Annotated in this window: 25 protein-coding genes; 16 read left to right on the forward strand and 9 right to left on the reverse strand. The window is 73.5% G+C overall.

What is annotated here, in order from left to right; translation table 11 throughout:
- Positions 1–271: 271 nt before the first annotated feature.
- The 3 genes from Aeryth_RS13980 to Aeryth_RS13990 are packed head-to-tail and all read right to left on the reverse strand — an operon-like array spanning position 272 to position 3,910.
- The gene (locus Aeryth_RS13980; protein ID WP_067859976.1) at positions 272–1,078 is read right to left on the reverse strand and encodes an FkbM family methyltransferase; all 807 of its coding nucleotides are present in this window, start codon (positions 1,076–1,078) and stop codon (positions 272–274) included.
- The gene (locus Aeryth_RS13985) at positions 1,075–2,442 is read right to left on the reverse strand and encodes an O-antigen ligase family protein (protein ID WP_067859979.1); all 1,368 of its coding nucleotides are present in this window, start codon (positions 2,440–2,442) and stop codon (positions 1,075–1,077) included. The genes Aeryth_RS13980 and Aeryth_RS13985 overlap by 4 nt, the downstream gene beginning before the upstream one ends.
- 19 nt (positions 2,443–2,461) lie before the next feature.
- Positions 2,462–3,910 (reverse strand): tyrosine-protein kinase domain-containing protein, encoded by a 1,449-nt coding sequence (locus Aeryth_RS13990; protein ID WP_067859982.1) that lies wholly within the window; start codon positions 3,908–3,910, stop codon positions 2,462–2,464.
- A 271-nt stretch (positions 3,911–4,181) separates the two neighbouring features.
- Between Aeryth_RS13990 and Aeryth_RS13995 the strand changes: the two genes are divergently transcribed.
- The gene (locus Aeryth_RS13995; RefSeq protein WP_067859985.1) at positions 4,182–5,147 is read left to right on the forward strand and encodes an NAD-dependent epimerase/dehydratase family protein; all 966 of its coding nucleotides are present in this window, start codon (positions 4,182–4,184) and stop codon (positions 5,145–5,147) included.
- Between the two features lie 745 nt (positions 5,148–5,892).
- On the opposite strand, the gene Aeryth_RS14000 is transcribed toward Aeryth_RS13995, so the two are convergent.
- Complete coding sequence (locus Aeryth_RS14000; protein WP_067859987.1) at positions 5,893–6,657, reverse strand: oxidoreductase; 765 nt, start codon at positions 6,655–6,657, stop codon at positions 5,893–5,895.
- A gap of 48 nt (positions 6,658–6,705) precedes the next feature.
- Here Aeryth_RS14000 and Aeryth_RS14005 point away from each other — a divergent pair, with 48 nt between their 5' ends.
- Genes Aeryth_RS14005 through Aeryth_RS14035 form a run of 7 tightly spaced genes read left to right on the forward strand, consistent with a single transcriptional unit; the run spans position 6,706 to position 13,228 of the window.
- On the forward strand, positions 6,706–7,428 hold the full coding sequence (locus tag Aeryth_RS14005; RefSeq protein ID WP_067859990.1) for a class I SAM-dependent methyltransferase: 723 nt from the start codon (positions 6,706–6,708) through the stop codon (positions 7,426–7,428).
- Positions 7,425–8,552, forward strand: a complete 1,128-nt coding sequence (locus Aeryth_RS14010) for a sensor histidine kinase (protein WP_083516462.1) — start codon at positions 7,425–7,427, stop codon at positions 8,550–8,552. Before Aeryth_RS14005 ends, Aeryth_RS14010 begins: the two co-directional genes overlap by 4 nt.
- Before the next feature lie 54 nt (positions 8,553–8,606).
- On the forward strand, positions 8,607–9,398 hold the full coding sequence (locus Aeryth_RS14015; RefSeq protein ID WP_083516463.1) for an FkbM family methyltransferase: 792 nt from the start codon (positions 8,607–8,609) through the stop codon (positions 9,396–9,398).
- Positions 9,395–10,693: a glycosyltransferase family 61 protein gene (locus Aeryth_RS14020; RefSeq protein WP_144433798.1), complete on the forward strand. Its 1,299-nt coding sequence runs from the start codon at positions 9,395–9,397 to the stop codon at positions 10,691–10,693. Before Aeryth_RS14015 ends, Aeryth_RS14020 begins: the two co-directional genes overlap by 4 nt.
- Positions 10,690–11,721, forward strand: a complete 1,032-nt coding sequence (gmd, locus tag Aeryth_RS14025; protein WP_067859999.1) for a GDP-mannose 4,6-dehydratase — start codon at positions 10,690–10,692, stop codon at positions 11,719–11,721. Before Aeryth_RS14020 ends, gmd begins: the two co-directional genes overlap by 4 nt.
- Positions 11,718–12,704, forward strand: coding sequence for a GDP-L-fucose synthase family protein (locus Aeryth_RS14030; protein ID WP_067860002.1), 987 nt, complete (start codon positions 11,718–11,720; stop codon positions 12,702–12,704). Before gmd ends, Aeryth_RS14030 begins: the two co-directional genes overlap by 4 nt.
- A complete protein-coding gene (locus Aeryth_RS14035) occupies positions 12,701–13,228 on the forward strand; it encodes a DUF4916 domain-containing protein (RefSeq protein ID WP_067860005.1) in 528 nt (175 codons plus the stop codon). Before Aeryth_RS14030 ends, Aeryth_RS14035 begins: the two co-directional genes overlap by 4 nt.
- A 6-nt stretch (positions 13,229–13,234) precedes the next feature.
- Here the strand turns inward: Aeryth_RS14035 and Aeryth_RS14040 are convergent, their stop codons facing one another.
- Positions 13,235–13,774 carry a serine O-acetyltransferase gene (locus Aeryth_RS14040; RefSeq protein WP_067860008.1) on the reverse strand — a complete coding sequence of 180 codons (540 nt, stop codon included), beginning with the start codon at positions 13,772–13,774 and terminating at the stop codon, positions 13,235–13,237.
- A gap of 33 nt (positions 13,775–13,807) precedes the next feature.
- Here Aeryth_RS14040 and Aeryth_RS14045 point away from each other — a divergent pair, with 33 nt between their 5' ends.
- The gene (locus tag Aeryth_RS14045) at positions 13,808–14,620 is read left to right on the forward strand and encodes an SGNH/GDSL hydrolase family protein (protein ID WP_067860011.1); all 813 of its coding nucleotides are present in this window, start codon (positions 13,808–13,810) and stop codon (positions 14,618–14,620) included.
- On the opposite strand, the gene Aeryth_RS17995 is transcribed toward Aeryth_RS14045, so the two are convergent.
- Together Aeryth_RS17995 and Aeryth_RS18000 are read right to left on the reverse strand one after the other, a co-directional pair.
- Positions 14,595–15,860 carry a lipopolysaccharide biosynthesis protein gene (locus Aeryth_RS17995; protein WP_067860013.1) on the reverse strand — a complete coding sequence of 422 codons (1,266 nt, stop codon included), beginning with the start codon at positions 15,858–15,860 and terminating at the stop codon, positions 14,595–14,597. The two genes, Aeryth_RS14045 and Aeryth_RS17995, sit on opposite strands and share 26 nt — an antisense overlap.
- Positions 15,857–16,990, reverse strand: coding sequence for a glycosyltransferase family protein (locus Aeryth_RS18000; RefSeq protein WP_067860016.1), 1,134 nt, complete (start codon positions 16,988–16,990; stop codon positions 15,857–15,859). The genes Aeryth_RS17995 and Aeryth_RS18000 overlap by 4 nt, the downstream gene beginning before the upstream one ends.
- Positions 16,991–17,133: 143 nt before the next feature.
- On the opposite strand from Aeryth_RS18000, the gene Aeryth_RS14060 reads away from it, so the two are divergent.
- The 3 genes from Aeryth_RS14060 to Aeryth_RS14070 all read left to right on the forward strand — a co-directional run bounded on the left by Aeryth_RS14060 (position 17,134) and on the right by Aeryth_RS14070 (position 19,649).
- Positions 17,134–17,838, forward strand: a complete 705-nt coding sequence (locus tag Aeryth_RS14060) for an FkbM family methyltransferase (protein WP_067860018.1) — start codon at positions 17,134–17,136, stop codon at positions 17,836–17,838.
- 84 nt (positions 17,839–17,922) lie between these two features.
- The gene (locus tag Aeryth_RS14065) at positions 17,923–18,576 is read left to right on the forward strand and encodes a class I SAM-dependent methyltransferase (RefSeq protein WP_067860021.1); all 654 of its coding nucleotides are present in this window, start codon (positions 17,923–17,925) and stop codon (positions 18,574–18,576) included.
- A 5-nt stretch (positions 18,577–18,581) separates the two neighbouring features.
- Positions 18,582–19,649 (forward strand): glycosyltransferase family 4 protein, encoded by a 1,068-nt coding sequence (locus Aeryth_RS14070; protein ID WP_067860024.1) that lies wholly within the window; start codon positions 18,582–18,584, stop codon positions 19,647–19,649.
- A gap of 18 nt (positions 19,650–19,667) precedes the next feature.
- Here Aeryth_RS14070 and Aeryth_RS14075 read toward each other — a convergent pair whose 3' ends face one another.
- Entirely contained in the window at positions 19,668–20,705 is a 1,038-nt protein-coding gene (locus tag Aeryth_RS14075) for a glycosyltransferase family 4 protein (protein ID WP_067860027.1), read from the reverse strand.
- A gap of 296 nt (positions 20,706–21,001) precedes the next feature.
- On the opposite strand from Aeryth_RS14075, the gene Aeryth_RS14080 reads away from it, so the two are divergent.
- Positions 21,002–21,490: an acyltransferase gene (locus Aeryth_RS14080; protein ID WP_067860030.1), complete on the forward strand. Its 489-nt coding sequence runs from the start codon at positions 21,002–21,004 to the stop codon at positions 21,488–21,490.
- 40 nt (positions 21,491–21,530) lie between these two features.
- Positions 21,531–22,988: a GuaB1 family IMP dehydrogenase-related protein gene (locus Aeryth_RS14085; RefSeq protein ID WP_067860033.1), complete on the forward strand. Its 1,458-nt coding sequence runs from the start codon at positions 21,531–21,533 to the stop codon at positions 22,986–22,988.
- Between the two features lie 30 nt (positions 22,989–23,018).
- Here the strand turns inward: Aeryth_RS14085 and Aeryth_RS14090 are convergent, their stop codons facing one another.
- Positions 23,019–23,501 (reverse strand): TetR family transcriptional regulator, encoded by a 483-nt coding sequence (locus Aeryth_RS14090; protein WP_067860036.1) that lies wholly within the window; start codon positions 23,499–23,501, stop codon positions 23,019–23,021.
- Positions 23,502–23,592: 91 nt separating this feature from the next.
- On the opposite strand from Aeryth_RS14090, the gene Aeryth_RS14095 reads away from it, so the two are divergent.
- A complete protein-coding gene (locus Aeryth_RS14095; protein WP_067860039.1) occupies positions 23,593–24,180 on the forward strand; it encodes a biotin transporter BioY in 588 nt (195 codons plus the stop codon).
- Positions 24,181–24,214: 34 nt separating this feature from the next.
- Positions 24,215–24,910 carry an energy-coupling factor ABC transporter ATP-binding protein gene (locus Aeryth_RS14100; RefSeq protein WP_067860042.1) on the forward strand — a complete coding sequence of 232 codons (696 nt, stop codon included), beginning with the start codon at positions 24,215–24,217 and terminating at the stop codon, positions 24,908–24,910.
- Position 24,911 lies beyond the last annotated feature (1 nt).

A 24,911-nucleotide genomic window follows, 5' to 3' on the forward strand; every position in this document is an offset into this window, starting at 1 on the left:
GTAGGGGTTCCGTCGTCCCGTCGGCAGGCGTGGAAAAGGACGCAGCAGGACAACTCCACAGACGGCCCAGCACCCAGTACCCACGCGGCGATCACCCGTCCCACTGGGTTGTCGAGCCTCCGGGACATCCGTCACCGCCGGCGGACCCGGGCCGACGATACGGAACTGCACGCCTGGTAGCTGATGCGATGCTGGACCCCCTGGACGGCGCCACCTACCCCGGTGGCGCCGTCCCCCTGCGCCGTCCTCCTGAGTCAGCGCGGACGTCGGCTCAGCCGGCGGCGGGCAGCGGGTCGCGCGAGAACCACGCGAGTCCGAATCCCGGTCCGCCGGTCTCGTGACGCACGAGGGCGAGCCCGGCGGCCTCGAGGAAGGTCCGCAGCTCGCCGAAGTCGTGGTCGTCGGAGTGGTGGTACTCCATGACGACGCGCCGCACCCCGGACCAGAGCGCCGGGTCGGACTCGAGCACGATGCCGTACTCGGCGCCCTCGGCGTCCATCTTGATCAGGTCGACGCGTCCGCCGGAGGCCGCGAAGGCGTCGGCGATGCTCTCGCAGGCCACCTCGATCTCGGTGGCGCCCGACTCCCCCAGGTGCAGGACGCCGTTGTGGCCGCTGCCGGGTCCGTTGTCGGCCATGACGAGCGTGCCCGCCCGCGCCCCCACGGCGGCGCGGTGGACCGTGATCCGGTCGCCGAGACGGTTGGACTCGACGTTGCGGACCGTGTAGGCGCCCGTGGAGGGGGTCGGCTCGTAGGAGTGCACCGACGCACCCGGGAACCGTCGCACCAGGTCGGTGGAGAAGCAGCCGATGTGCGCGCCGATGTCGACCACGTGCACGTCGTCGGGCAGACCCTGCGCGAACCAGTCGAGCGAGTACTCGTCCTCGGCGAACACCTCGTAGACGGGCACCCGGGCGCCGGGGGCGTTGGGGCAGTGGATGGTCAGGCCGTCGACCTCGAAGGCCAGCTCGTCGGCGCCGGTCGCCATGTGGCGCAGCACCGTCCAGCCGTTGTCGAACACCGAGACCGTCTGACGGGTGCGGCGGGCCACCCAGGTGGCGCGGTCGAGGACGGTCATGGGGCCTCCGGTGATGTCGGGATGGGGAGGGGGTCGTCCGACGCGACGTCCGCGTCGGCGCTGGCCCGGTCGACGGCGAACGCCGCCGACGCGAGGAACGGGAGGGCGAGGACCGCCCAGACGTAGCGGTCCCAGAGGATCGTCGTCATGAAGCCGATCATCAGGTAGCCCAGGCAGGGCAGGACGAGGAGCCCGCCGACGCGGTCGAGGCTGAGCGAGCGGACCACCGTCGAGCCCAGCATGACCACGAAGAACGCGAAGCCGACGATGCCGACGGCGGCCGCGACCTGCAGGTAGATGTTGTGCGCCTTGAGCACGTCGGACAGGCCGTTGCCGAGGATCGGGTGGCTGAGGAAGACCTCCCACGCCTCGCGGGCGATCACCTCGCGCTCGGCGTTGGAGCCCTGCGAGGACCCGCCGCCGAGCAGACGCCCCAGGGCGTTGTCGCTGGCGGCCAGGTTCGAGATGTTCACGCCGACGTAGTACAGCGGCACCAGGCCCAGCCCGAAGAGGGTCAGCGCGACGGTGACCGAGCGGCTGACCAGCACCCAGAGCACGAGCACCGCTCCCGCCGCCACGAGTGCCGCACGGCTCCCGCTGATCCACACGCCCCATGCGCAGACCGCCGTCGCGGCCACGACCGCCGGTCGCCATCCGCGTGGCACAGCGGCTAGCAGGAACGGCAGCAGGGCGATCGCGAGCATCGCGCACAGGCCCATGACGTTCGGGTGCGTCGAGTACCCGATGCGACGACCACCGTCGCCGACGCCGCCGACCGTGTAGGCGGCCACGACGTTCGCGACGTTCCCGGCGACGTAGGCCAGCGCGAGCGAGACGACCACGGCGCGCGGCGGCCGCCATGCCATGTAGAAGATGGGGAGCAGCAGCGCCCCGACCACCAGGCGCAGCAGGTTGTTCAGGCTGGTCCCCGGGTCGGCCGCCAGGGCCGACGTGAACAGGCTCACCACGACGAAGGCCGCCCCGGCCCCGAGGAAGAGCGGGTCGATGACCAGCCGCCGACCGATGAGCACCGGCACGAGCGCGAACACGCCGAGCAGCAGGATGATGTCGGACGTCGACGCGAACGCCAGGGCCGCGACGGGGCGCAGGTTGTCGAGCGGCGACAGCGCCGTGCCGAGCACCAGGAAGCCGATGGCGGCGCCCTCGAAGCCCACGACGGCGAGCACCGCCACGCCGGTGAGGACGAGCAGGAGCACGACGCCGACCACCACGGACGACGCCGCCCGCGGCACGAGCAGCACGACGGCGAGGCCCGTGACGATGGCGGGCACCGCCGAGCGGACCTGCTCCACCCACTCGGGGCGCAGCGTCCCGTTCGACCGCTGCCGCGTCACGCCGCTCATGCCTGGGTGCCCACCCTGCTCACCGCCGGACGCGTCGTCCGCGCGTCGTGAGGCCGCGGAGCTTCTCCTCGACCACGGCGGCGCGCGGCTCCGGCTCGGGCTCCGCCTGCGGGGAGTAGCCGTACCCGTAGCCGTGGCCGTACCCGTAGCCGTAGCCGTCCGCGTCGCCCGAACGGCGCGGGGTGCGGTTCAGGACCGTGCCGAAGAGACGACCACCGATCGTCTGGATGCGGCCGACGGCGAGGCGCAGCTGCTCGCGGGTCGTGGAGCCGTGGCGGACCAGCAGCAGCACACCGTCGACCTCGGGCAGCAGGATCGAGGCGTCGGCGACCGGCAGCATCGGCGGCGCGTCGATGATGACCGCGTCGTACTGCTCACGGACCCGCGTGAGGAGGTCGCGCATGGCCTGCGTGTCGAGCACCTCCGCCGGGTTCGGCGGGGCGGGGCCGGTGCCCATGAAGCTGATGCCGCTGACGTGCGGCTGCGTCGCCTCCTCCAGCGACGTGCGGCCGACGAGGACCGTGACGACGCCGACGGAGTTCTCGAGCCCCAGCAGCTCGGCGACGTTGGGGTTGCGCATGTCGGCGTCGATGAGCAGCACCGAGCGGCCCGACTGCGCCATCGACAGCGCCAGGTTCGTGGCGACCAGCGTCTTGCCCTCGTTCGGCAGCGCGCTGGAGACGAGGATCGCGTGGCTCTCGCCGTCGATGTCGGAGAACTGCAGGTTCGTGCGCAGCACGCGGAACGCCTCGGCCAGGCTGCCGCCGGTCTCCGTCATGAGCGGCGTGCGCTTGACGAGCGGGTCGAAGGGCAGCGTCGCAAGGACGGCCTGCTCGCTGATCCGCTCGACGTCCTGCCGCGACTTGACCGTGCGGTCGAAGAGGTCGCGCAGCAGGGCCCCGACGATCGCCAGGAACAGGCTCACGAGCAGGCCGATGCCGATGTTGAGCGGGATGTTCGGCGACACGGGGACGTCGCTGATGCTCGGCTCGGCGGCGATGCGGGCGGCGATGGCGGGCGCCTCGTCGCGGATCGACGGACGCTCCAGCTGCTCGACGAGGTCGACGAGCTGGTCGGCCGTGGCACCGGCGATGCGCTGCGCACCCTCGGGCGTGTCGGCCGTGACCTGCAGGTCGATGGTCTGGGTGTTGGTGATGACCGTCGCCGACACGTGCTTCTCGAGGTCCTCGACCGACTCGTCGAGGTTCAGGTCGTCGACGACGCGCTGCAGCAGCGACGGGTCGGTCGCGAGCTCGGCGTACGACGCGACGCGCTGGGTGACGATGAACGAGGCCGCGTACTCCGCCGAGCCGCCCGACGGCGTCGAGATGAAGACCTTCACGGACGAGCCGTACTGCGGCGAGGACAGCAGCACCACGGCGACCGTGATGATCGCCCCCACCACGAAAGTGACGGTGCTGAAGATCCAGCGCGCGCGCAGGGCGCCGACGAACTGCCGCAGGTCCACGGCTCTCCCTCCTGCTCCCGCCCTCGGCGGGTCGATGCGAAGTCTAGGCCAGCGACCATCTCTCCCTCGGCCCTTCTCGCGTTCCAACGACGCGGCGGCGTCCGGGTCACGGCACAGGTGGCGGCCCGGGTGACGTACAGGTCGGGGTACGTGTCTGCGGCGTTCGTCACGCACCCACCCGTAACGTCCTCGCGCCCGGTCGTTGTACAGGCGTACGGACACACGCCGCGGCCGACGTCGCGGGCGACTTCCCACGGAGGGCGGACGAGGCATGACGGTTCTGGTGACGGGTGCGGGCGGCTTCATCGGCGGACATCTCGCCGCCGACCTGCTGGCACAGGGCCTGCAGGTCCGCGCGGTCGACAAGAAGCCGGTCGAGGAGTGGTACCAGGTCCACGCCGACGCCGAGAACGTCGTCGCCGACTGCTCCGACATGGGCGACGCGCACAAGATGGCCGTGGGCACGCAGGCGATCTACAACCTCGCCGCCGACATGGGCGGCATGGGCTTCATCGAGAACAACAAGGCCGAGTGCATGCTGTCGGTGCTGACCAGCACCAACATGCTCGTCGCCGCGCGCGACGCCGGCACGGAGCAGTTCTTCTACAGCAGCTCGGCCTGCGTCTACAACGGCACCAAGCAGACCGACCCCGACGTCACCGCCCTCAAGGAGTCCGACGCCTACCCGGCGGACCCGGAGGACGGCTACGGCTGGGAGAAGCTGTTCAGCGAGCGCATGGCGCGCCACTTCCGCGAGGACTTCGGCCTGCACACCCGCGTCGCCCGCTACCACAACGTCTACGGCCCCGAGGGCACGTTCGAGGGCGGCCGCGAGAAGGCCCCCGCGGCACTGTCGCGCAAGATCGCGTGGGCCAAGCTCACCGGCGAGCACACGATCGACGTGTGGGGCGACGGCGAGCAGAGCCGCAGCTTCATGTACATCGACGACTGCGTCCGCGGCACCCAGGAGATCCTGAAGGGCGACAACGTGGAGCCGGTCAACCTGGGCTCCTCCGAGCTCGTCACCATCAACCAGATGATCGGCATCCTCGAGGACATCGCCGGCATCACCGTGCAGAAGCAGCACGACCTGAGCGCCCCGCAGGGCGTCCGCGGTCGCAACAGCGACAACACGATGTTCCACGAGCTGTACGGCTGGGAGCCGTCGATCTCCCTGCGCGACGGCCTGGAGAAGACGTACGCCTGGATCTACGACCAGCTGGCTCCGCGGGTCTGACGGGCTTCTCGTCGACCTGCGGGTGCGCTGGCGGGGGTCCTCGTCGACCTGCGGCTGCGCTGGCGCGGTTCTCGTTCGGGTGGGGCTGCGTCGGCGCGGCTTGCTGCTCGGGTGGGGCTGCGTCGGCGCGGCTTGCTGCTCGGGTGGGGCTGCGTCCGCGCGGCTTCGCGCTCGGGTGGGGCTGCGTCCGCGCGGCTCAGTGTGGGTGTGGTCTCCGAAAGGGCCTCGACCGGGCGGCTGGGCGGCGCGCTGGTCCGGGGTCTCGGGCTGTGGCTCGCGTGGGACCCAAGAATCTGCGTTGGTGCGTAGGACTGCAACGCTTCTGCGTTTCCTACGGGATCCCGTCACCAACGCAGAAGCGTTCGACCTCAGGCGCGCGAATGAAGAATCGTGGGGGCCCTTGGGGGTGGGGTGGGCAGCGCTTCTCCCTTCTCGTGGCACGGTCCACGAGAAGGAAGCATCGTTGCCCCGCCTGACCCCATCGGCGGTGGATGATCAACCGCAGAGGCGCTCCTACGGTTGCAGATCCACCGATGGCACGCGCAAACGCAGATTCTTGCGTCCAACGCGAGCCACAGCCCGAGAACCCGAGCCGCCGCCGCTCCCAGCCGCCCGGTCGAGGCCCTTGCGGAGCGCAGGACGAGTCGAAGCCGCGCCAGCGCAGCCCCACCCGTGCAAAGAGCCGCGCCGACGCAGCCGAAGGACACCAAGGACCCGCGCCGACGCAGCCGCAGGACAAGCAGCCTCAGCGCCGACCCTGCGCGACGGGGGACGCCTCGGCGCCGCGCGCCTGGGCCTGGGAGGCGTACTGGAGCCACTGCTGGATGCCGGTGGCGTCGCCGCGGGCGTAAGCGGTGAGGGCGGCGGCGTAGCCGGCGGGCTCGGCGGCGTGGCCGGCCTCGGGGACGACGACGGAGGCGGGGTCGACGCCCTTCACGACGAGCACGAGACGCTCGGCCGCGCGGGCGACCATGCCGCCGTGCGCGGCGAACGCGCCCGACGTGGCCACCTCGGCGTGCACGAGGGCGGCGACGACGAGCCCCGGGGCCTCCGTGGGGCGGGCGGCGAGCCGCGCCAGCTCCGCCAGCCGCGCCGCGCCGCCGGCGTCGGCGGGGCGGCCCAGCTCGTCGTCCGGCACGCTGCCCGACGCGGCCAGCGCGTGCAGGCGGGCGAGCGCCTGCAGCGGCGACCGGCCCCAGACCGGAACAAGACCCAGCAGCTCGACGTTCAGCCGCACCGCCGAGCGCGCCACGACGTCGCCTCCCCCGCCGGCGAGCAGCTCCACCGCGGGGTCCTCGCCGTCGTCGGTGACCGGCGGCAGCTCGCTGCCCTCCAGCCGCGCCGTGGCGACCGCACCGAGCAGGAGCGAGCGGGCCGTGTCCTCCGGCGTCGTGCGGCGCAGGCCACGGTCGCGCAGCAGGGCGTCGATGCCGTCGCGCGTCGCCGCGAACGCCGAGGGCACCCCCTCGAGGGACGCCGCGGGCAGGAACGGGTCGACGGGCTCTGACACGCCCCGAAGCGTACCGAGCGGACGTCCGCGGACCGGTAGCCTGCGGGTGTGAGCGAGCTGTTCGACCAGGCGGCACGGTCCGCCCCCGGCACCGACGAGGCGCACGACCGCCTCGTCAAGTGGCTGGTGGGCGACCGCCTCGCGTGCGTGCTGCTGCTCGAGGACTCCTCGCTCGCCTTCCGGCTCGCCGAGCAGGGGCACGAGGTCGTGGTCGCGGGCGAGGACGTGCGCACCGTCCGCTCGCCCGACGTGCTCTACGTGCGCACCGTCGGTCCCCGCCTGCCGTTCGTGGCCGACGCGTTCGACGCGGTGGTCACGCCACAGCTGCACGACGACCAGACCGTGCTCGCCGAGCAGGCCCGCGTGCTGCGCGCCGGCGGGGTGCTCTCGAGCCTCGCGCGCGACCACGACGAGACGCTGCCGTGGGTCCGACGCCTGCGCGAGGTCGCGGGACGTCGCCCGGCGCCACCCGCCCCGGCCACCGGCACGGTCGAGGCCTCCGGGCTCTTCCACCCCCTCGAGACGACCGAGCACGCCACGTGGGAGGAGCTCGACCTCCCCGCGCTGCTGCAGTACGCCCGCGAGACCGGACGCCAGCCCGTCGAGGACGCGACGCTGTCGCGCGTGCGGGAGCTGTTCGACCAGAACACCGCGCAGAGCGGCAGCCTGCGGCTGCGTCACCTGCTGCGCGGCACCCGGGCGCGCGTGCGCAAGGAGCCGCGCTCGCAGGGACCCCAGCCGCCGGACACGCTGCTGCTCGAGCTGCGGTGAGCCCCCTCCTGGCAGCGCTGCTCGGCGTCCTGCTGGGCGGGCTCGGCCACGCCGTGCTGCGTCGACGCCGCCTGCGCGGCACCCCGCTCGGGTCGCCCGAGGAACGCGCCACCTACGAGGCGCTGCACCGCACGGCGCTCGCCGCACCTGCCCTGCGCCAGGGGCTCGACCGCTCCAGCGCGCTGGAGACCCTGCCCCACGTACGTGCCCTGCTCGGCACGCCGACCGTGGGCCTGACCGACACGACCGCGCACCTCGCCTGGGACGGGCCCGACGACCCGACCGACCCGGGTCTGGCCGACGTCGTCGCGGCGACGTTGCGCACCGGCCGCACCCAGGCCGCCGGGCCGGCCGTCGCCGCTCCTCTCGTGGTCGACGAACGGGTCATCGGCGCACTCGTGGTGGTGGCCGAGCAGCCGTCGGCCGGGCTGCTGCGGGCGACCGCCGAGGTCGCCGCGTGGATGTCGGGCCAGCTCGAGCTGGCCGAGCTCGACAAGTCCCGCACCGCGCTCATGGCGGCCGAGCTGCGGGCGCTGCGCGCGCAGATCTCGCCGCACTTCGTCTACAACTCCCTCGGTGCGATCGCGTCGTTCGTGCGCACCGACCCCGAGCGGGCGCGCGAGCTCCTGCTCGAGTTCGCCGACTTCACGCGCTACTCCTTCCGCCAGCACGGCGACTTCACGACCCTGGCCGAGGAGCTGCGCTCGATCGAGCGCTACCTGGTGCTCGAGAAGGCACGCTTCGGCGACCGTCTGCGCGTGGTCACCCGGGTGGCGCCGGAGGTGCTCAACGTCCGGCTCCCGTTCCTGGCCGTCCAGCCGCTGGTCGAGAACGCCGTGCGGCACGGCCTGGAGGGGCAGCAGGGGGCCGGCACCGTCACCCTCGTGGCCCTCGACGAGGGCGCCGACTGCGTCATCTCCATCGAGGACGACGGCGTGGGCAGCGACCCCGAGACGGTCCGGGCCGTGCTGTCGGGCGACACGTCGTCGGCGTCCGTGGGCCTGGCGAACGTCGACGAGCGGCTGCGCACGGTCTACGGCAACGACCGGGGCATCGTGGTCGAGACCGCCCCGGGGCTGGGCACGAAGGTCACGTTGCGGATCCCCAAGTTCGCACCCCCGTGACCTTCGGCGTCCACGACGGTTGATGGGGGCGAAGGTCCACGTGGGAGGAGCAACATGGCAGTGCGCGGTGCGGGGTACGCGGTCAGGCGGGTGCGTCAGTCGTTCACGCACTTCCGCAACGGGCCCCAGCTGCTGCTGGCGATGGCCCGGGGCGGCGAGGTGACGTTCCGGACCCGCTCGGGCCTCACGATCCACACGCCGAACTCCCCCGGCGCCCGGTTCCCCGTCTACGAGATCACGGCCGACGACGTGTACCGCGTCGACGAGCTGCTGGCCGGGCTGCGTCCCGACTTCGTCGCGATCGACGTCGGCGCCCACATCGGCAGCTTCTCGACGGCGGTCTGCGCCCGCGCGCCCCGCGCGACCGTGCACGCGTACGAGGCGTCGCCCTCGACGGCGGCCTGGACGCGCCGCAACGCCGAGGCCAACGGCTTCGCCGACCGGCTGCACGTGCACGCCGAGGCCGTCTCCGACCACCGCGGCACGCTGCGCTTCGTCGACAACGGCGAGGCCAGCGCCCACAACGGCATGACCGCGCCCGACGGGCTCGGGGGCGAGGTCGAGGTGCCGTGCGTGACCTTCGCCGACGCACACGCCGCGGCCGGCGGACGGGTCGACCTGCTCAAGAGCGACGCCGAAGGGGCCGAGTACGGCTACATCCTCGGCAGCGACCCCGCTCTCTGGGCCGACGTGCAGCGGGTCGTCATGGAGTACCACCCCGTCGAGGGGTACGCCCTGGCCGACCTCGTCACCTACCTCGCGGGCGTCGGGCTCGACCTCGTGCGGGACGAGCCGTCGCCGGACAAGCCCGGCCTCGGGAACGCCTGGTTCGCCCGCGCCGCATGACCCGGCTCCCCCCGGCCCTGATGCCGCTGTGGCCCGTGGCCAAGCGGGCCCACCGTGCCGCGACCCGCACCGTGGGCCTGGCGGCCCGTGCCGTCGGCGACGGTGGTCCGCGGTCGGTGCCCGTACGGGTCAGCCCGACGTCGCGCGCCACGGCCGCGGCCGAGCCCGACCACGTCCGTCTGCACCCCGTCGGTCCCCCGCTGGACCTGCTGCGCCCCCTCCCTGCCGGCCGGCCGGGAGGCCTGCGCTTCTGGGACGACGTGCGCGTCCTGCGCCGGCCCCCGCGATCGGTCCTCGAGGTCGAGGGCGGACGTCTGGTCGGCGAGGCCGCGGCGACCATCACGCCCGCAGGCACGCTGGACCGCGAGACCAGCCCGTACTTCGGCATCCGGCGCCCCACCGAGCACCCGGTGCACCTGCGGCTGCGCTACCCCGAGCCGGAGCACGTCGCCGGCACGGTCGTCTCGCTCGCGTCGCACGCCTCGGCGCGCAACTACTACCACTCGCTGATGGACGCGCTGCCGCGGTGGGGGCTCCTGCAGGAGCTGTTCCCCGACGTGCGCCCCGACCGCGTCGTCGTCGGCCACACGACCCGCTGGGACCGTCAGCTCGTGGCCATGGTCGGGCTCGACGCGCTGCCGCTCGTGGAGCCCACCCACGCCCTGCACCTGCGCGCCGACCGGCTCCTCGTGCCGGCGATCGACAACCAGACCACGCTCGCGCCCCCGTGGGTCAGCGCGTGGCTGCGCACCCACCTGCCGGCCCGCGACGTCCGCGACAAGCCGCGTCGGCTGTACGTCACGCGCGGCGACCGCCCGAACACCCGCCGCTACGTGCAGGAGGACGCGCTGCTGCCGCACCTCGAGCGCCAGGGCTTCGTGCGGGTCGACCCCGGCACGATGAGCGTGCAGGAGCAGATCGACCACTTCGCCGCCGCCGAGGTCGTCGTCGCCCCGCACGGCGCCGGGCTCGTGAACCTGACGTTCGCCCCGCCCGGGGTCCGCGTGCTCGAGCTGTTCGCGCCGCGCTACCTCAACCCCGGCTACTGGGCGATCGTCGACAACGTCCCCGACTCGCGCTACCGCTACGTCGTGGCGGAGCCGGTCGACCGGCTGCGGTCCGAGCGCGCCATGCAGGGCGTGCAGGACGACGTCGACCTCCCCGCCGCCGTGGTGCTGGAGGAGCTCGAGCACCTGCTGGCGCAGGACGCCGACGGACAGGAGGTCCCGGGTCGCACCGACGCCGGGCAGGATGGGACCGAGCACCCTCGGTCCCCGGAGAGAGGCACCCCGTGACGAAGCGCGCGCTGATCACCGGCATCACCGGTCAGGACGGTTCGTACCTGGCCGAGCTGCTGTTGGGCAAGGGTTATGAGGTCCATGGTCTGATCCGTCGGGCGTCGACGTTCAACACGTCGCGCATCGACCACCTGTACCAGGACCCGCACGTGGACGGCACGAAGCTGTTCCTGCACTACGGCGACCAGTCCGACGGGGCGCGGCTGGTGTCGTTGATGTACGAGATCGCGCCCGATGAGGTCTACAACCTCGCGGCGCAGTCGCACGTGCGGGTCTCCTTCGACGAGCCCGAGCACACCGCCGACACGACCGGCACGGGCACGGTGCGGCTGCTGGAGGCGGTCCGCGCGGCCGGTATCCGCCCGCGGTTCTACCAGGCCTCCTCCAGCGAGCTGTACGGCGCGACCCCGCCGCCGCAGGACGAGGACACGCCCTTCTACCCGCGCTCGCCGTACGCGGCGGCGAAGCTGTACTCCTACTGGATCACCAAGAACTACCGCGAGGCCTACGACATGTTCGCGGTCAACGGGATCTTGTTCAACCACGAGTCGCCCCGCCGCGGCGAGACGTTCGTGACCCGCAAGATCACCCGCGCCGTCGCCGCGATCAAGGCCGGCAAGCAGGACCTGCTCTACATGGGCAACCTCGACGCCGTGCGCGACTGGGGCTACGCCGCGGAGTACGTCGAGGGCATGTGGCGCATGCTGCAGGCCGACGAGCCCGAGGACTTCGTCCTGGCCACCGGCGTCGGGATCACCGTGCGCGACTTCCTGCAGATCTCCTTCGAGCACGCCGGCCTGGACTGGGAGAAGCACGTCCGCTTCGACGAGCGCTACCTGCGCCCCACCGAGGTCGACGCGCTCATCGGCGACCCCGCCAAGGCCGCCAAGAAGCTCGACTGGGTCCCCACCGTCGACGGCCGCGAGCTCGCCCGCCTCATGGTCGAGGCCGACGTCGAGGCCCTCACCCACGAGGGCACCCCCTGGCACGACGAGGTCCGCCTCGCCTCCTGGGGCACCGCATGAGCCTGCGCACCAGCGACGACGTCGACTACACCCCCGGCCCCCTGGACCGCGACGCCACCTTCTACGTCGCCGGGCACGCCGGCATGGTCGGCTCGGCCCTCGTACGACGACTCCACGCCGCAGGGTTCACCGACGTCGTCGGACGCACCTCCGCCGAGCTCGACCTCACCGACCGCGACGCCGTCCACGCGTTCTTCGAGACCACCCGCCCCACCTACGTCGCCCTCGCCGCAGCCAAGGTCGGCGGGATCCTCGCCAACGACACCTACCCCGTCGACTTCCTCAGCGTGAACCTGCAGATCCAGGTCAACGTCATGGACGCCGCGCTCGCCACCGGCGTCCAGCGCCTGGTCTTCCTCGGCTCCTCCTGCATCTACCCCAAGCACGCCCCCCAACCCATCACCGAGGACGCCCTGCTCACCGGCCACCTCGAACCCACCAACGACGCCTACGCCATCGCCAAGATCGCCGGCATCCTGCACGTGCAGTCCGTGCGCCGCCAGCACGGCCTGCCCTGGATCTCCGCGATGCCCACCAACCTCTACGGACCGAACGACAACTTCTCCCCCACCGGCTCCCACGTCCTGCCCGCCCTCATCCGCCGCTACCACGAAGCCACCCGCGACGGCGCCACCGAGGTCACCAACTGGGGCACCGGCACCCCCCGCCGCGAGCTCCTGCACGTCGACGACCTCGCCGACGCCGTCCTGCACCTCCTGGAGCACCACGACGGACCCCAGCAGGTCAACGTCGGCACCGGCACCGACGTCACCATCGCCGAGATCGCCGCCACCGTCGCCGAGGTCACCGGCTACACCGGCACCACCACCTGGGACACCACCAAGCCCGACGGCACCCCCCAGAAGCTCCTCGACGTCACCCAGCTCGCCCACACCGGCTGGACCGCCCGCACCAGCCTGCGCGACGGCCTCGCCGCCACCTACACCTGGTACCTCCAGAACGCCGACCACCTCCGCTCATGACCTCCTCCCTGCCCGACGACCTCTGGGCCACGGTGCAGGCGTCGGTGCCGGTGCTCTGCGTCGACGTCGTCCCGGTGCGGGGCGAGGGCGACGGCCACCAGGTCGGGCTGATCCGTCGGCGGTTCGCGGACACCGGCGCCCCCGTGTGGTGCCACCTCGGCGGGCGCGTCCGTCACGGCGAGACGACCGACGAGGCGCTCGTCCGCCACGTGCACGACACGCTCGTGGGTGCCGAGCTGGAGCTGCCCACCGACCCGCAGCCCCACCACGTGGTGCAGTGGTTCCCTCCGGACGTGCGCACGGGTGACACGTACGGTCGCGACCCGCGCAAGCACGCCGTCAGCCTGTGCTGGGCCCTGCCGCTCGGCCCTGAGGTCTCCGCCCGCCAGGGCGGCGAGGGCTCGGAGCTGCGCTGGTTCCGCCACGACCTCGCGGACCTCGCCGACGACGAGCTCTGGCCCGGGACCCGGCACCTGGTCGCCGCCACCCTCCACGGCGCTGGGCTGCCCGGACGGGGAGCCTGACGTGGTTCAGCCGACGGGACGGGCGGGCACGCCCACCACGGTGGCGCCGGGAGTCACGTCGTCCAGCACGAGCGAGTGGGCCGCGACCACGGCGCCGTCGCCGACCGTCACGGCACCGAGCACCGACGCCCTGGCGCCGACGAACACGTCGTCGCCGAGCACGGGGAAGTCCGCCGCCGACGTCGCGAGCGACTGGCGCACGCCGAGGGTCACGCCCTGCGCCAGGGTCGCGCCCGAGCCCACCACCACGCCGTTGCCGATGACCACGCCGACCGGGTGCTCGAACCAGACGCCGGGCCCGATCTGCGCACCCGCGTCGACGTCGATGCCGACCGTCACGACACCGACCCCGCGCAGCAGCGCCGCCGCCCGGCGGTGCCCGCGTGCGTGCAGCCGCTGCTGGGCGCGCACGACCAGCGTCGCCCAGAGACCCGGACGGCTGAGGCCTCGCGGCAGTGCCGTCCACCAGGGCGCCTCGCGCCCGACGTACCGGGCGAGGTCCGAGGACACGAGCGTCGAGAAGGTGGCGCGACTGTCGGAGGGCACGCACCGCATCGTAGTCCCGAGCAGGAGGTTCCCGTGAGCACCGAGACACTGCCCGTCCGCATCCTCTACAAGGGCGCGTCGACCGTCATGTGGCAGTCGCACGGCGACCGCAGGGCTCCGGGGCTGCTGCCGTACCCCCGTGTGGTGGAGCAGCACCTGCGCGCGCGGGGGCACGACGTCGACACCAGGGTCGACGCCATGTCGGCGCAACGCGTCTACGACCTGATGGACCGGTGGGAGCGGCAGGCGACCAGCGAGTTCCCCGACGTCGTCGTGCTCCACCACGGCCACATGGAGACCGTGCACGCGGTGATCCCCCGCTTCATCGAGCGTCACGCGCGGGCCAACCGGGAGCGGCCCGGCCCGGTGCGCCAGCGGTACCGCAGGGTCCTGGTGCGCCCGCTCTGGAAGGGTCTGGCTGTCCTGCAGCAGCGCATCGACGGCGCCATGCCCGGTCCGCTCGCCCGCGGCCTCGCCCGACGTCGCGCCCGCCGCACCGTCGCCCACCTGGAGCAGTACCTCTCGTGCATCGACCGGCTGTCGAGCCCCCTCGTCGTGGTGATGGGTCTGCTGCCCACCGGTCGCGTCTACGCCGACTGGTTCCCCGGCTCGGTGCTCCGGACCGAGGTCATCGACCGCGCCCTCCGCGCGATGGTGGCCCGACGCGACTCACCCCGGCTGCTGTACCTCGACCTGTGGGACGAGGGAGCCGCCTGGGACGCGCGCGGCGAGGATCCGCGCCCCGACGGGGCGCACTACACCGAGGCCTTCCACCGACGCGTGGGCGAGCTGCTCGCCGCGCGGATCGAGGAGTGGGCCGCTACGCAGCCACACCTGCGCGGCTGACGTCGCGGCGCCGGGTCGGCGAGGTCAGCCGTAGGGCCACCGTGAGCGCCGTGACGCTCGCGACCGCCGTCACGAGCATGGCCACGCCGACCGCCTCGACCGCGTCGGCGCGCGCGGCCAGCACGATCGCGACGACCAGCACGGGGGTCAGGGCGAGCTCGATGCGCGACGCCACCGCCCCGCGGTCGCGGCCCTGCAGCACGGCCACGAGCACCCGCCGCAGGCCGAGCAGCCCGCTGGCGGCCACGAGCCAGTGCGCCACCGGCACGGCCGACTCGAACGCGCGCCCGAACGCCAGGACGATGATCCAGTCGGCGCTGAGCACGAGCACGACGGTGAGGGCGCCGAGGACGGCCGTCGCGCCGGCGACCCATCGGCGGACGAGCGCCCGCTCCCGGGCCGGGTCGGCCTGGGCGGCGGCGATGCGCGGCAGGAGCACGGCGGCGATGCCGGTGCCCATCATCCCGGGCAGCGACGCGAGCGCCGCGGCGGCCGAGTACAGCCCGAGGGCCACCGTGCCCATGATGGCGCCGACGAGCGTGCGGTCGAGCGCCAGGCCGTCGATCGGTCCGATGCTGCCCACGTAGGTGGCGCGCGTCAGGCGCCACAGGTCCGGCCCGTCGAGCCGCTCGTCGGCGTCGGCGGGGCGCGCCGCCAGCAGCCCCAGCGACACGACCATGCCGACGCTGAACGCCCCGATCATCACGGCGGACAGCACGAGCGGCGTGGTGCGGTCGACGACGACGAACATCCCCGCCACCACGAACGTCACGAGGGTCTGCGGCAGGAGGGTCGCGAGGGCGATGCGGGGCATCGGCGCGCCCTCGCCGAGCAGCCCCGCGAGGACGAGGCGGTAACCCATGTTCAGCAGGGCGAGGGCCACGACCGCGGCACCGAGCCACCAGACGCCCGGATCGCCGACCTCTCCGTGCAGCACCGCGAAGAGGACCCCGAACGGCAGCGCCACCGCCACGGCGAGCACGGTCCACGGGCGGACGAGGTGCCCGACACCGCCGCGCGTCGTGAGCCCGCGGGCCGCGAGCCGCGCGGTGAGCGCGTTCGGCAGGCTGCCGCCGAGCGTGAGCTGCGCGGCCATCGCCGACAGCGCCACCACGAGCGCCAGCTCGCCGCGTCCCTCGACGCCGAGCAGCCGTGCCGAGATGATCCCCGTGATCGTCAGCAGGCCCTGGACGACGAACCCGCCGCCGACGACGAACAGGGCCGCGATGCGCTGGGTCACGGGCGCTCTCCGAGCAGCGTCCGGCAGTACCGGTCGACGGCGTCCCAGCGGTCGGCCGTGCCCGTCCTCAGCTCGACCTCGCCCGCGAGGACCGCGCGCATCGCCTCGGCGAGCGCGGGCACGGTCAGGTCGCACGCCAGACCACCGCCGAGCGCCTCCACCTCCCGCGCCCGCACGGTCGAGCCGGCGGTCACGACCGCGACGCCGGCGGCCTCCGCCTTGCCCATGATGCCGCTCGGACCGTTGTTGGTCAGGGGCACGGGGATGACGTCGACGGCGGCGACGAGCTGGTCGAGCGTGTCGTTGTCGAGGTAGGTGTCGCGCGCGACCACCCGCGCGCGACGCTCGGGCTCCAGCCCGTCGACCCACGTCCGCACCGCGGGCGAGAACGCGCCGGCCACGACCAGCCGGGCGTCGATCCGTCCGGCCTCGAGTGCCTCCAGCACCATCGGGGCGTTGCGTCGCTCGGAGATGAGGCCGAACACGCCCACGAGCGCCTCGTCGCGGGGCAGGTCGTGCTGCTCGCGCCAGCGGTCGCGGTCGCGCGCGTGCGCCGTGCAGAACTCCGGGTCGTTGACCCGGGTGACGACCCAGCCGCGCTGGGTGTCGCCACGGCCCTTGTAGCCGACGACGCGCTGCAGGGCGCCCGTGAGCCGGCCGGCCACCACGAGCAGCGCCTTGGAGACGCGCAGCCGCCAGCCCGTGCGGTCGAGCAGCGGCACGCGCGCCGGGTAGCGCGTCAGCATGAACACCACGCGCGGCCGGACGGGCAGGCGGCGCAGCGCGCGAGGCGCGGCGTACCACCAGCGCTTGAGCGCCTGGTCGCCGTCGAGGTGCACGACGGTGCGCACCGGGACGGTCTGCTCGGCGCGGCAGCGCGCCTCGACCTCGCGGACGAGGTCGGCCGTGCTCGGGCTCGAGCCGTCGAAGACCTCCGCGACGGCGAGCCGGCCGGCCGCGAGGTCGTCGCCCAGGTACTCGGCGTAGGCAGGGTCCTCGGACGCGCCGCGCCGGGTCAGCAGGACGACCGGTCCCGAGGGGGCCAGGTGACGGGTCAGCCACGACACCGACTGCAGGTGGTGCCCATCGCTGCTCGGGTCGACCAGCAACGTCGTGGAGCGCTCGCCCACCGTGCATCACTCCCGTCGCGCGCCGCCTGACCACCGGTCCGTCCACCGTGCCGTCCATCGGGGAAACGACGAGCGCCAGCCTAGGTCACGCGCCACGCGCGGAACCGTCCCCGAGCCGTTCCCGGCCGCGGTACGGTTCCCCCGTGTCAGGGATCAGCCACGTGGTGATGCGCCAGCTGGCGCGCCGGGGACTCGTCGTGCGCCGCCACCCCGCGGCCCGGCGGCAGCGTCTGCTCGTCGACCGCGGCGTCGACCTCGTGCTCGACGTGGGAGCGGCACGCGGCGGCTACGCCACCGAGCTGCGCGAGTTCGGGTACACCGGCCGCATCGTGTCCTTCGAGCCCCTCGCGGCCGCGCACGCCGACCTGGTCCGCGCCGCGGCGTCCGACCCGCGGTGGGAGACCCGGCACACGGCGCTCGGCGACACCACCGGCCGCCAGGAGATCCACGTCGCCTCCAACAGCGACAGCAGCTCCCTGCTGCCCATGGCCGACCAGCACCGCGCCTCGAGCCCGGACATCCAGATGGTCGGCACCGAGACGATCGAGGTCAGCCGGCTCGACGACGTCGCCGCTGACGTGCTGGGCGAGGCCCGCACGCCGTTCCTCAAGATCGATACGCAGGGCTTCGAGCGCGCCGTCCTCGAGGGTGCCGAGACCACCGTGCCGCGCCTCGTCGGCCTCCAGCTCGAGCTCTCGTTCGTCACGCTCTACGAGGGCGGGATGCTCGCGGACGAGGCCATCTCGTGGGCCTACGACCACGGGTTCGTGCTGGTCGGGCTCGACCAGGGCTTCACCGACCCGGGCGGGGCCGTCCTCCAGGCCGACGGAGTCTTCCTCAGGCCGTGACCCGCACCACCGTCCGGTCGTTGTGGCACCTGACCAGCCCTTCCCCGCTCCTCCTCCCCGAGCCCCAGCCCCGAGAGGCGTGACGTGAACCGTCGTCTGAAGGCCGCGATCCGACCCGCGGTCCTCGCCGCCAACACCCCCGTCGCACGCCGTCGCGCCCTCAAGGAGCTGGCGGCCGCGCCGCGGCCCCTGCGACTCGAGCTGGGCGGCAACGCACCGCGCGCGGGCTGGGTCGTGACCAACGTCGGCCCCACCACCCGCCTGTACATGGACGCGACGGAACCCTGGCCGCTCGGCGACGGCGAGGTCGAGGCGATCTACTCCGACAACGTCATCGAGCACATCCCGCTCCACCCGGCCCGCACCCTCTTCGCCGAGGCGTACCGGTGCCTGCAGCCCGGTGGCGTGATCCGGTTCGTGACGCCCGACCTGCGCGCGCACGTCGAGCGGTACCTGACCGGCACGGCCCCGAAGGGCGACCCCGAGGCGAAGGTCTACGAGGACTGCGGCCTCGTGGTCGAGCACCCGGTCGACTGGGTGCAGATCCCGATCGCCTCCTTCGAGCACCACCTCGGCTACGTCTACGACTTCGAGACGCTCGAGGCCGAGCTGCGCCGCGCGGGCTTCACCGAGGTGCACCGGCGCGAGCTGAACGAGAGCCCCGTGCCGCACCTCGCCGGCCTCGACCTGCGCGCCGCCGAGGGTGGCGCGCAGATGGCCGTCGAGGCCGTGCGCTGACGTCGATGCGCGTCGCCATCCTCGCGACCGGCTGGGCCGGCTTCAACGACGCCGCCTGCCGCGAGCTCGCCGCCCGCGGGGTCGAGCTGCTGGTGGTCACCGAGAGCGAGACGTCGGACACCGCGTACACGTCGCACCGCTTCCGCGAGTACGCCCAGGTCCACCTGTGGCACGAGGCCCCGGCCGACGGGGAGGTGCGCGACGTGGTGCGCGCCTTCGCCCCCGACGCCGTGCTCATGCACTCCTGGCACTACGGCCCCTACCGCGAGGCGGTCAAGGCCCTGCCGCCCGGCACGCTGCGGGTGCTCTGGATGGACAACGTCTGGCGCAACATCCCCAAGCAGTGGCTCGGGCGCGCGGTCGCGCCGTGGTGGGTGCGCTCCCTCTTCGACTGCGTGATGGTGCCCAGCGACCGCACCGAGTTCTTCGCCCGCCGGCTCGGCTTCGGCGAGGGCGACGTGATCCGCGGGTCGCTCAGCGCGGACACCACCGTCTTCGGCTCGCCCGCCCGCGCGGGCGAGGAGGTCGCCGGACGTCGACGCTTCCTGGCCGCCCTGCGCCTGGTGCACCACAAGGGCGCCGACGTGCTCGCGGAGGCGTACCGCCTCTACCGCAGTCGCTCGACGGACCCGTGGGACCTCGACGTCGCCGGCATCGGACCCCTCGCCGGCGCGTTCGACGGGCTCGAGGGCGTCACCATGCTGGGCTTCCAGCAGCCCGCCGAGGTGGCCGAGCGCATGCGTGCCTCGTCGTGCCTGGTCGTGCCGTCGCGGGAGGAGCCGTACGGGGTCACGCTGCACGAGGGCGCGCTCAGCGGGCTGCCGATCATCACCACCTACTTCGTGGGGGCGGCGCCGCCGTTCGTGCAGGACGGGCAGAACGGCTGGACCGTGCCCGGGGGCGACGCGGAGGCCCTGGCGGAGCGGATGCTGCAGGTGGCCTCGCTCGACCCGGAGCGGCTCGGGCAGATGTCGGCCGTGAGCGTCGGCCTCGGGATGCGCACGAGCTCGCGGGGCTGGGCCGTGAACCTGCACGAGGAGCTCCAGCGGCGCCACCGTGCGCTCGCCGGCTGAACGGGCCCCGCAGGACCCTCAGGAACCGCCGAGCAGGTGCTCCACGACGGCGGTGCGCGCCTCGAGGGCACGCTCCCGCCTGGCGGTGAACCGCTGCTGGGCGTCGGCACCGTCGGGCAGCCCCTGCCGCAGCACGTCCAGCACCACGGCCCCGACGTCGCCGTCGAGCGGGACCAGGAGCGGCGCCGGGACGAGCTCGGCGAGGCAGCCGACGTCGACAGCCACCGACGGCACGCCGTGGCGCATCGCGTCGAGCACGACGAGCGGCTCGGCCTCGTTGCGGTAGCGGCTGGGGAACACGAACAGGTCGACGTCGGCGTAGAAGCGCTCGACGCCCTCGTGGTCGAGGGGTCCCGTGACCACGAGGGCGTCGCCGAGGCTCTCCCGTGCGGTCGCGACCACCGCAGCGGCCGCCTCGTCCGCGCACGGACCGGCGAGGACGAGGGTGCAGTCGAGCCCCGCGTCGCGCGCGCGGACCGCCGCGTCGACGACGTCCTGCAGCCCCTTCTCGAGCGTGAGGTTGCTCAGGTGGCCGAGCACGACCCTGCCGTGCGGCGGGTGCGGCGACCGGTCGACCGGGGCGAGGAGCGCGGCGTTGGAGCAGACCACGACGTCCTGCGCGAGCGGGTAGGTGCGGCGCAGCCGGTCGGCCATGACGTCGCCGAGCACGACGTGACGCACCGACGAGCCACCCCAGCGCACCAGCCTCTGCATCGCCGGCACCGGCGTGTCCAGGTAGCTGGAGTTGTGGTGGTGGAAGACGACGCGCAACCCTCGCCGACGGGCCAGCCCCACCACCAGGGCCTGGTAGTGCAGCAGCTCCCCGCCGGCGCCGCCGACGTAGACCGACCCACGCCGCGCCACGCAGAGGCGCAGCAGGCCCCGCACCAGCCGACCGACGCGACGCAGCGGGCCGACCGCGTCGTTGGAGTCGTTCAGCTCCAGCCGGGCGCCGCGGGAGCGCAGCTCTGCGGCCATCAGGTCCGTGACCCGTGCCGCGCCGGTCACGGGCGGGGGCAGCGGACCGTGAATGCGGACGGGGGCCGTGCTCGCCATCGCTGCTCCGATCCTGGGGTCGCGCCCGAGGATACGACGGTGCGGCGCCGTCGGCGGATCCACCTCCGCCCTCCACGCCGATGTCCTAGGGTGGGCGGGCCAGACCCCCGCCCGCCCGGGCCACCGGAAGGACGTCCGCCATCCGCTCCACCGTCCTCGGCCTGCTCGTCGGCCCCTTCCGCGCGTCCCTGGTCCGCACGCTGCGCGCGACGCTGCGTCACCGCACCCCCGTCGTCGTCGGAGGTCGCTTCCGCATCGTCGGCGCCTCGCGGCTCACCGTCCGGCGCGGCTCCCGCGTGTTCCTGGGTGCCGGCTTCTACGGCTTCCTGCACGGTCGGGAGAGGTCGGTCCTGCGACTGCGCGGCCGCCTGACGTTCGAGGGCAACGCCGCGATCGCCGCGGGCAACCGCTGGGACGTCGGACCCGACGCGGTCGTCACGGTCGGGCCGCGCACCTACGTCTCCCCCGACTGCACGGTCGTCTCCACCCAGGGCGTGAGCATCGGGGCCGACTGCGCGATCGGCTGGGGCGTGCAGATCGTCGACGACGACTTCCACCGTCACGGCAGCGGCGGCCACGTGCCCGACGGCCCCTCCTCCGCCCCGATCACGATCGGCGACCACGTGTGGGTCGGCAGCCGCGCGATGATCTTCAAGGGCGTGACCATCGCCGACGGCTGCATCGTCGCGGGCGGTGCCGTCGTCACCCGTTCGGTCGAGGAGCCGCGGTCGATGGTCGCCGGCTCCCCGGCTCGCGTGGTGCGGTCGGACGTCGACTGGACCTGAGCGGCGAACCGCCCGCGAGCCCGGCCGTACACTTCGGGGAGTGGAGTTCCTGAACGGCCTGCAGCCGACGCACGACCTGACGTACAACGACGTGTTCATGGTGCCGCGGCACTCGGCGGTCACCTCGCGCTTCGACGTCGACCTCTCGACGAGCGACGGCACCGGCACGACCGTCCCGCTCGTCGTGGCGAACATGACCGCCGTGTCCGGGCGGCGCATGGCCGAGACGATCGCGCGCCGCGGCGGCATCGCGATCATCCCGCAGGACATCCCCGCCGACGTCGTCGCGTCGACCGTCGCGCGGGTCAAGGCCGCCCACACGCTGTACGACACGCCGGTCACGGTCCCGCCGAGCACCACCGTCGGCGAGGCGCTGAGCCTGCTGCCGAAGCGCTCGCACGGCGCGGTGGTCGTGGTCGAGGACGGCAAGCCGCTCGGCGTGGTCACCGAGCGCGACGGCGCCGAGGTCGACCGGTTCGCGCAGGTGCACGAGATCATGTCGACCGACGTCCGCACGGTCGAGGCCGGGCTCGAGGCGCGCGAGTACTTCGACGTGCTCGCCGGCAACCACCTCTCGCTGGCACCCGTGCTCGACGGCGGCGAGCTCGTCGGCGTCGTCACGCGCAAGGGCGCGCTGCGCTCCACCATCTACACGCCGGCCGTCGACCCGGACGGACGTCTCGTCGTCGGCGCGGCCGTCGGCATCAACGGCGACGTGCGCGCCAAGACCGACGCGCTGCTCGCGACGGGCGTCGACGTGCTCGTCGTCGACACCGCGCACGGCCACCAGCAGAAGATGCTCGACGCCCTGCCCCTCGTCCGGGCCGCCCGCGACGCGCACGAGGCCGCCACCGGACGACGCATCCCGATCGCGGCCGGCAACGTCGTCTCGGCCGACGGCGTGCGCGACCTGGCGGCGGCCGGTGCCGACATCCTCAAGGTCGGCGTCGGCCCGGGCGCCATGTGCACCACCCGGATGATGACCGGCGTCGGACGCCCGCAGCTCTCGGCCGTGCTCGAGTGCGCCGCGGCCGCGACCGAGGTCGGCGCCCACGTGTGGGCCGACGGCGGTGTGCGCTACCCGCGCGACGTCGCGCTCGCGCTGGCGGCCGGCGCCGCGAGCGTCATGATCGGCTCCTGGTTCGCGGGCACGCACGAGAGCCCGGGCGACCTGCGCCACGACGCCGACGGACGCGCCTACAAGGAGTCCTTCGGCATGGCCAGCTCGCGCGCCGTCGCGAACCGCACCCGCGACGCCGCCGGCTTCGAGAAGGCGCGCATGGCGCTGTTCGAGGAGGGCATCTCGACGTCGCGCATGTACCTCGACCCGGAGCGTCCCGGCGTGGAGGACCTCGTCGACGGCATCACCGCCGGGGTGCGCTCGAGCTTCACCTACGCCGGCGCCCGCAGCCTGGCCGAGTTCGCCGAGCGGGCCGTCGTCGGCCTGCAGAGCACCGCCGGGTACGACGAGGGACGCCCGCTGCACCGCTCCTGGTGACGTCGCTCCTCCCCCGGAGGTGCCGCGCGCTCAGCGCAGGATGATCGCGAGGCCGCGCTCGAAGGAGGCGTCGAGGTCGGGGTCGGCCTCGACGATCCCGACGGCGGCGGCCTGGCGGTGCAGCTGGGTGGCCTGCGTGTGCCCGACGACGTAGAGCAGCAGCGTGCGGGCCACGTCGCGGTCGCTGTGGTCGGCCAGCGCGGTCTCGAGCGCGAACTGCCCGAGCCGGAACGCGGCCGTCGTGGCCACGACCTCGGCGCCGTCGCGGACGGCGAGCATGGCGGTGCGCAGCCGCTGCGACGTCGCCGCGAGGTCGGCGTCGACCTCGACCGGCGCCACGACGCGGTCGGCCATGAGGCCGAGCAGGGTCTGCTTGTCGGCGACGTGGTGGTACAGCGCGCTGGGCTGCACGCCGAGCTCGCCGGCCACGCGGCGCATCGTGCAGTACTCCAGGCCGTAGGCGTCGAGCACCCGCAGCGCGCCGGACACGACGTCGTCCAGGCTGTTCGCCACGTGGTTGCCCCTCCCGCTCGGTCGACCGGTGTGCCACACTACCGAACGACGTTCACCTGAACGTCGTTCAGGAACGAAGGACCGTCCCGCCATGAGCAGCACCACGACCGCGCGCCGCCGCAGCCTCACCACCACCGACCTCGCCCTCGTCGCCGTCTTCGCCGCGCTCGTCGCGGTGTGCTCCGTCGTCGCGGCGCTGCCCTTCGGCGTCAACGGGGTGCCCGTCACGCTGCAGCTCTTCGGCGTCTTCCTCGCCGGCGCCGTGCTCGGACCCGTGCGCGGCTTCCTCGCCGTCGCCCTCTACCTCGCCGTCGGGGCGGTTGGGGTGCCCGTCTTCGCCGGACCGGTGGGCGGCCTCGCACCGTTCGCCGGACCGACGGCCGGATACCTCGTCTCCTTCCCCCTCGTCGCCCTCGTCGTGGGGCTCGCGGTGCAGCGCGCCCGCGCCGCGGGACTCGCCGTGACGACGGCGGTCGTGCTGGTCGGCGGGCTCGTGGGCGAGGTCGTGTGCTGGCTGGTCGGCGCCCTCGGCATCGCCCTCTACAGCGACACGCCCTACCTGCCCACCGTCAAGGCGACCGCCGTCTACGTCCCGGCCGACCTCGTCAAGCTGGTGCTCGCCGCCGTGGTCGCGGCTGCCGTGCACCGCGCGTTCCCGCAGCTGCTGGCCCGTCGCTGAGCGGCCCCGCCCGCAGGTGGGCGAGACTGGCGTCATGGCGACCATCGAGCTCGACGACGTCACCGTCACCGCCCCGACGGCGGACGGCGAGGTCGTGCTCCTGCGCGACGTCACGGCGCGCCTGACGGAGCGCCGCGTCGTCGTCGTGGGCGCCAACGGCTCGGGCAAGTCGACGCTCGCCCGGCTGGTCAACGGGCTCGTCTCGGCAGCGTCGGGCACGGTCCGCGTGGACGGCCTCGACGTCGCGACCGACGGCCCCGCGGTGCGCCGCCGGGTCGGGTTCGTGTTCACCCAGCCGGCGGCCCAGCTCGTCATGCCGACCGTGCTGGAGGACGTCGCCCTGTCGCTGCGTCGGCACGTGAAGGACAAGCGCGAGCGGGAGGCTCGCGCCCGGGCGGTTCTGGCCGACATCGGGCTCGCCGACCGCGCCGACACCTCCGTGCACGCCCTCTCCGGCGGCCAGCAGCAGCTGCTGGCGATCGCGGGCGTGCTCGCCTGCGAGCCCACGGTCGTGGTCGCCGACGAGCCGACCACCCTGCTCGACCTGCGCAACGCGCGCGCGGTGCAGGAGCGCCTGCTGTCGATGGAGCAGCAGCTGCTGCTCGTCACGCACGACCTCGACCTGGCGCGGCGCTGCGACCGGGCGCTGGTCGTCGAGGACGGCCGCGTGACGTGCGACGACGACCCCGAGCGCGCGGTCGCGCACTACGTCGAGAGTGCACTGTCGTGAG

Origin of the sequence: Aeromicrobium erythreum, from assembly GCF_001509405.1 — a bacterium.
Lineage (GTDB): Bacteria > Actinomycetota > Actinomycetes > Propionibacteriales > Nocardioidaceae > Aeromicrobium > Aeromicrobium erythreum.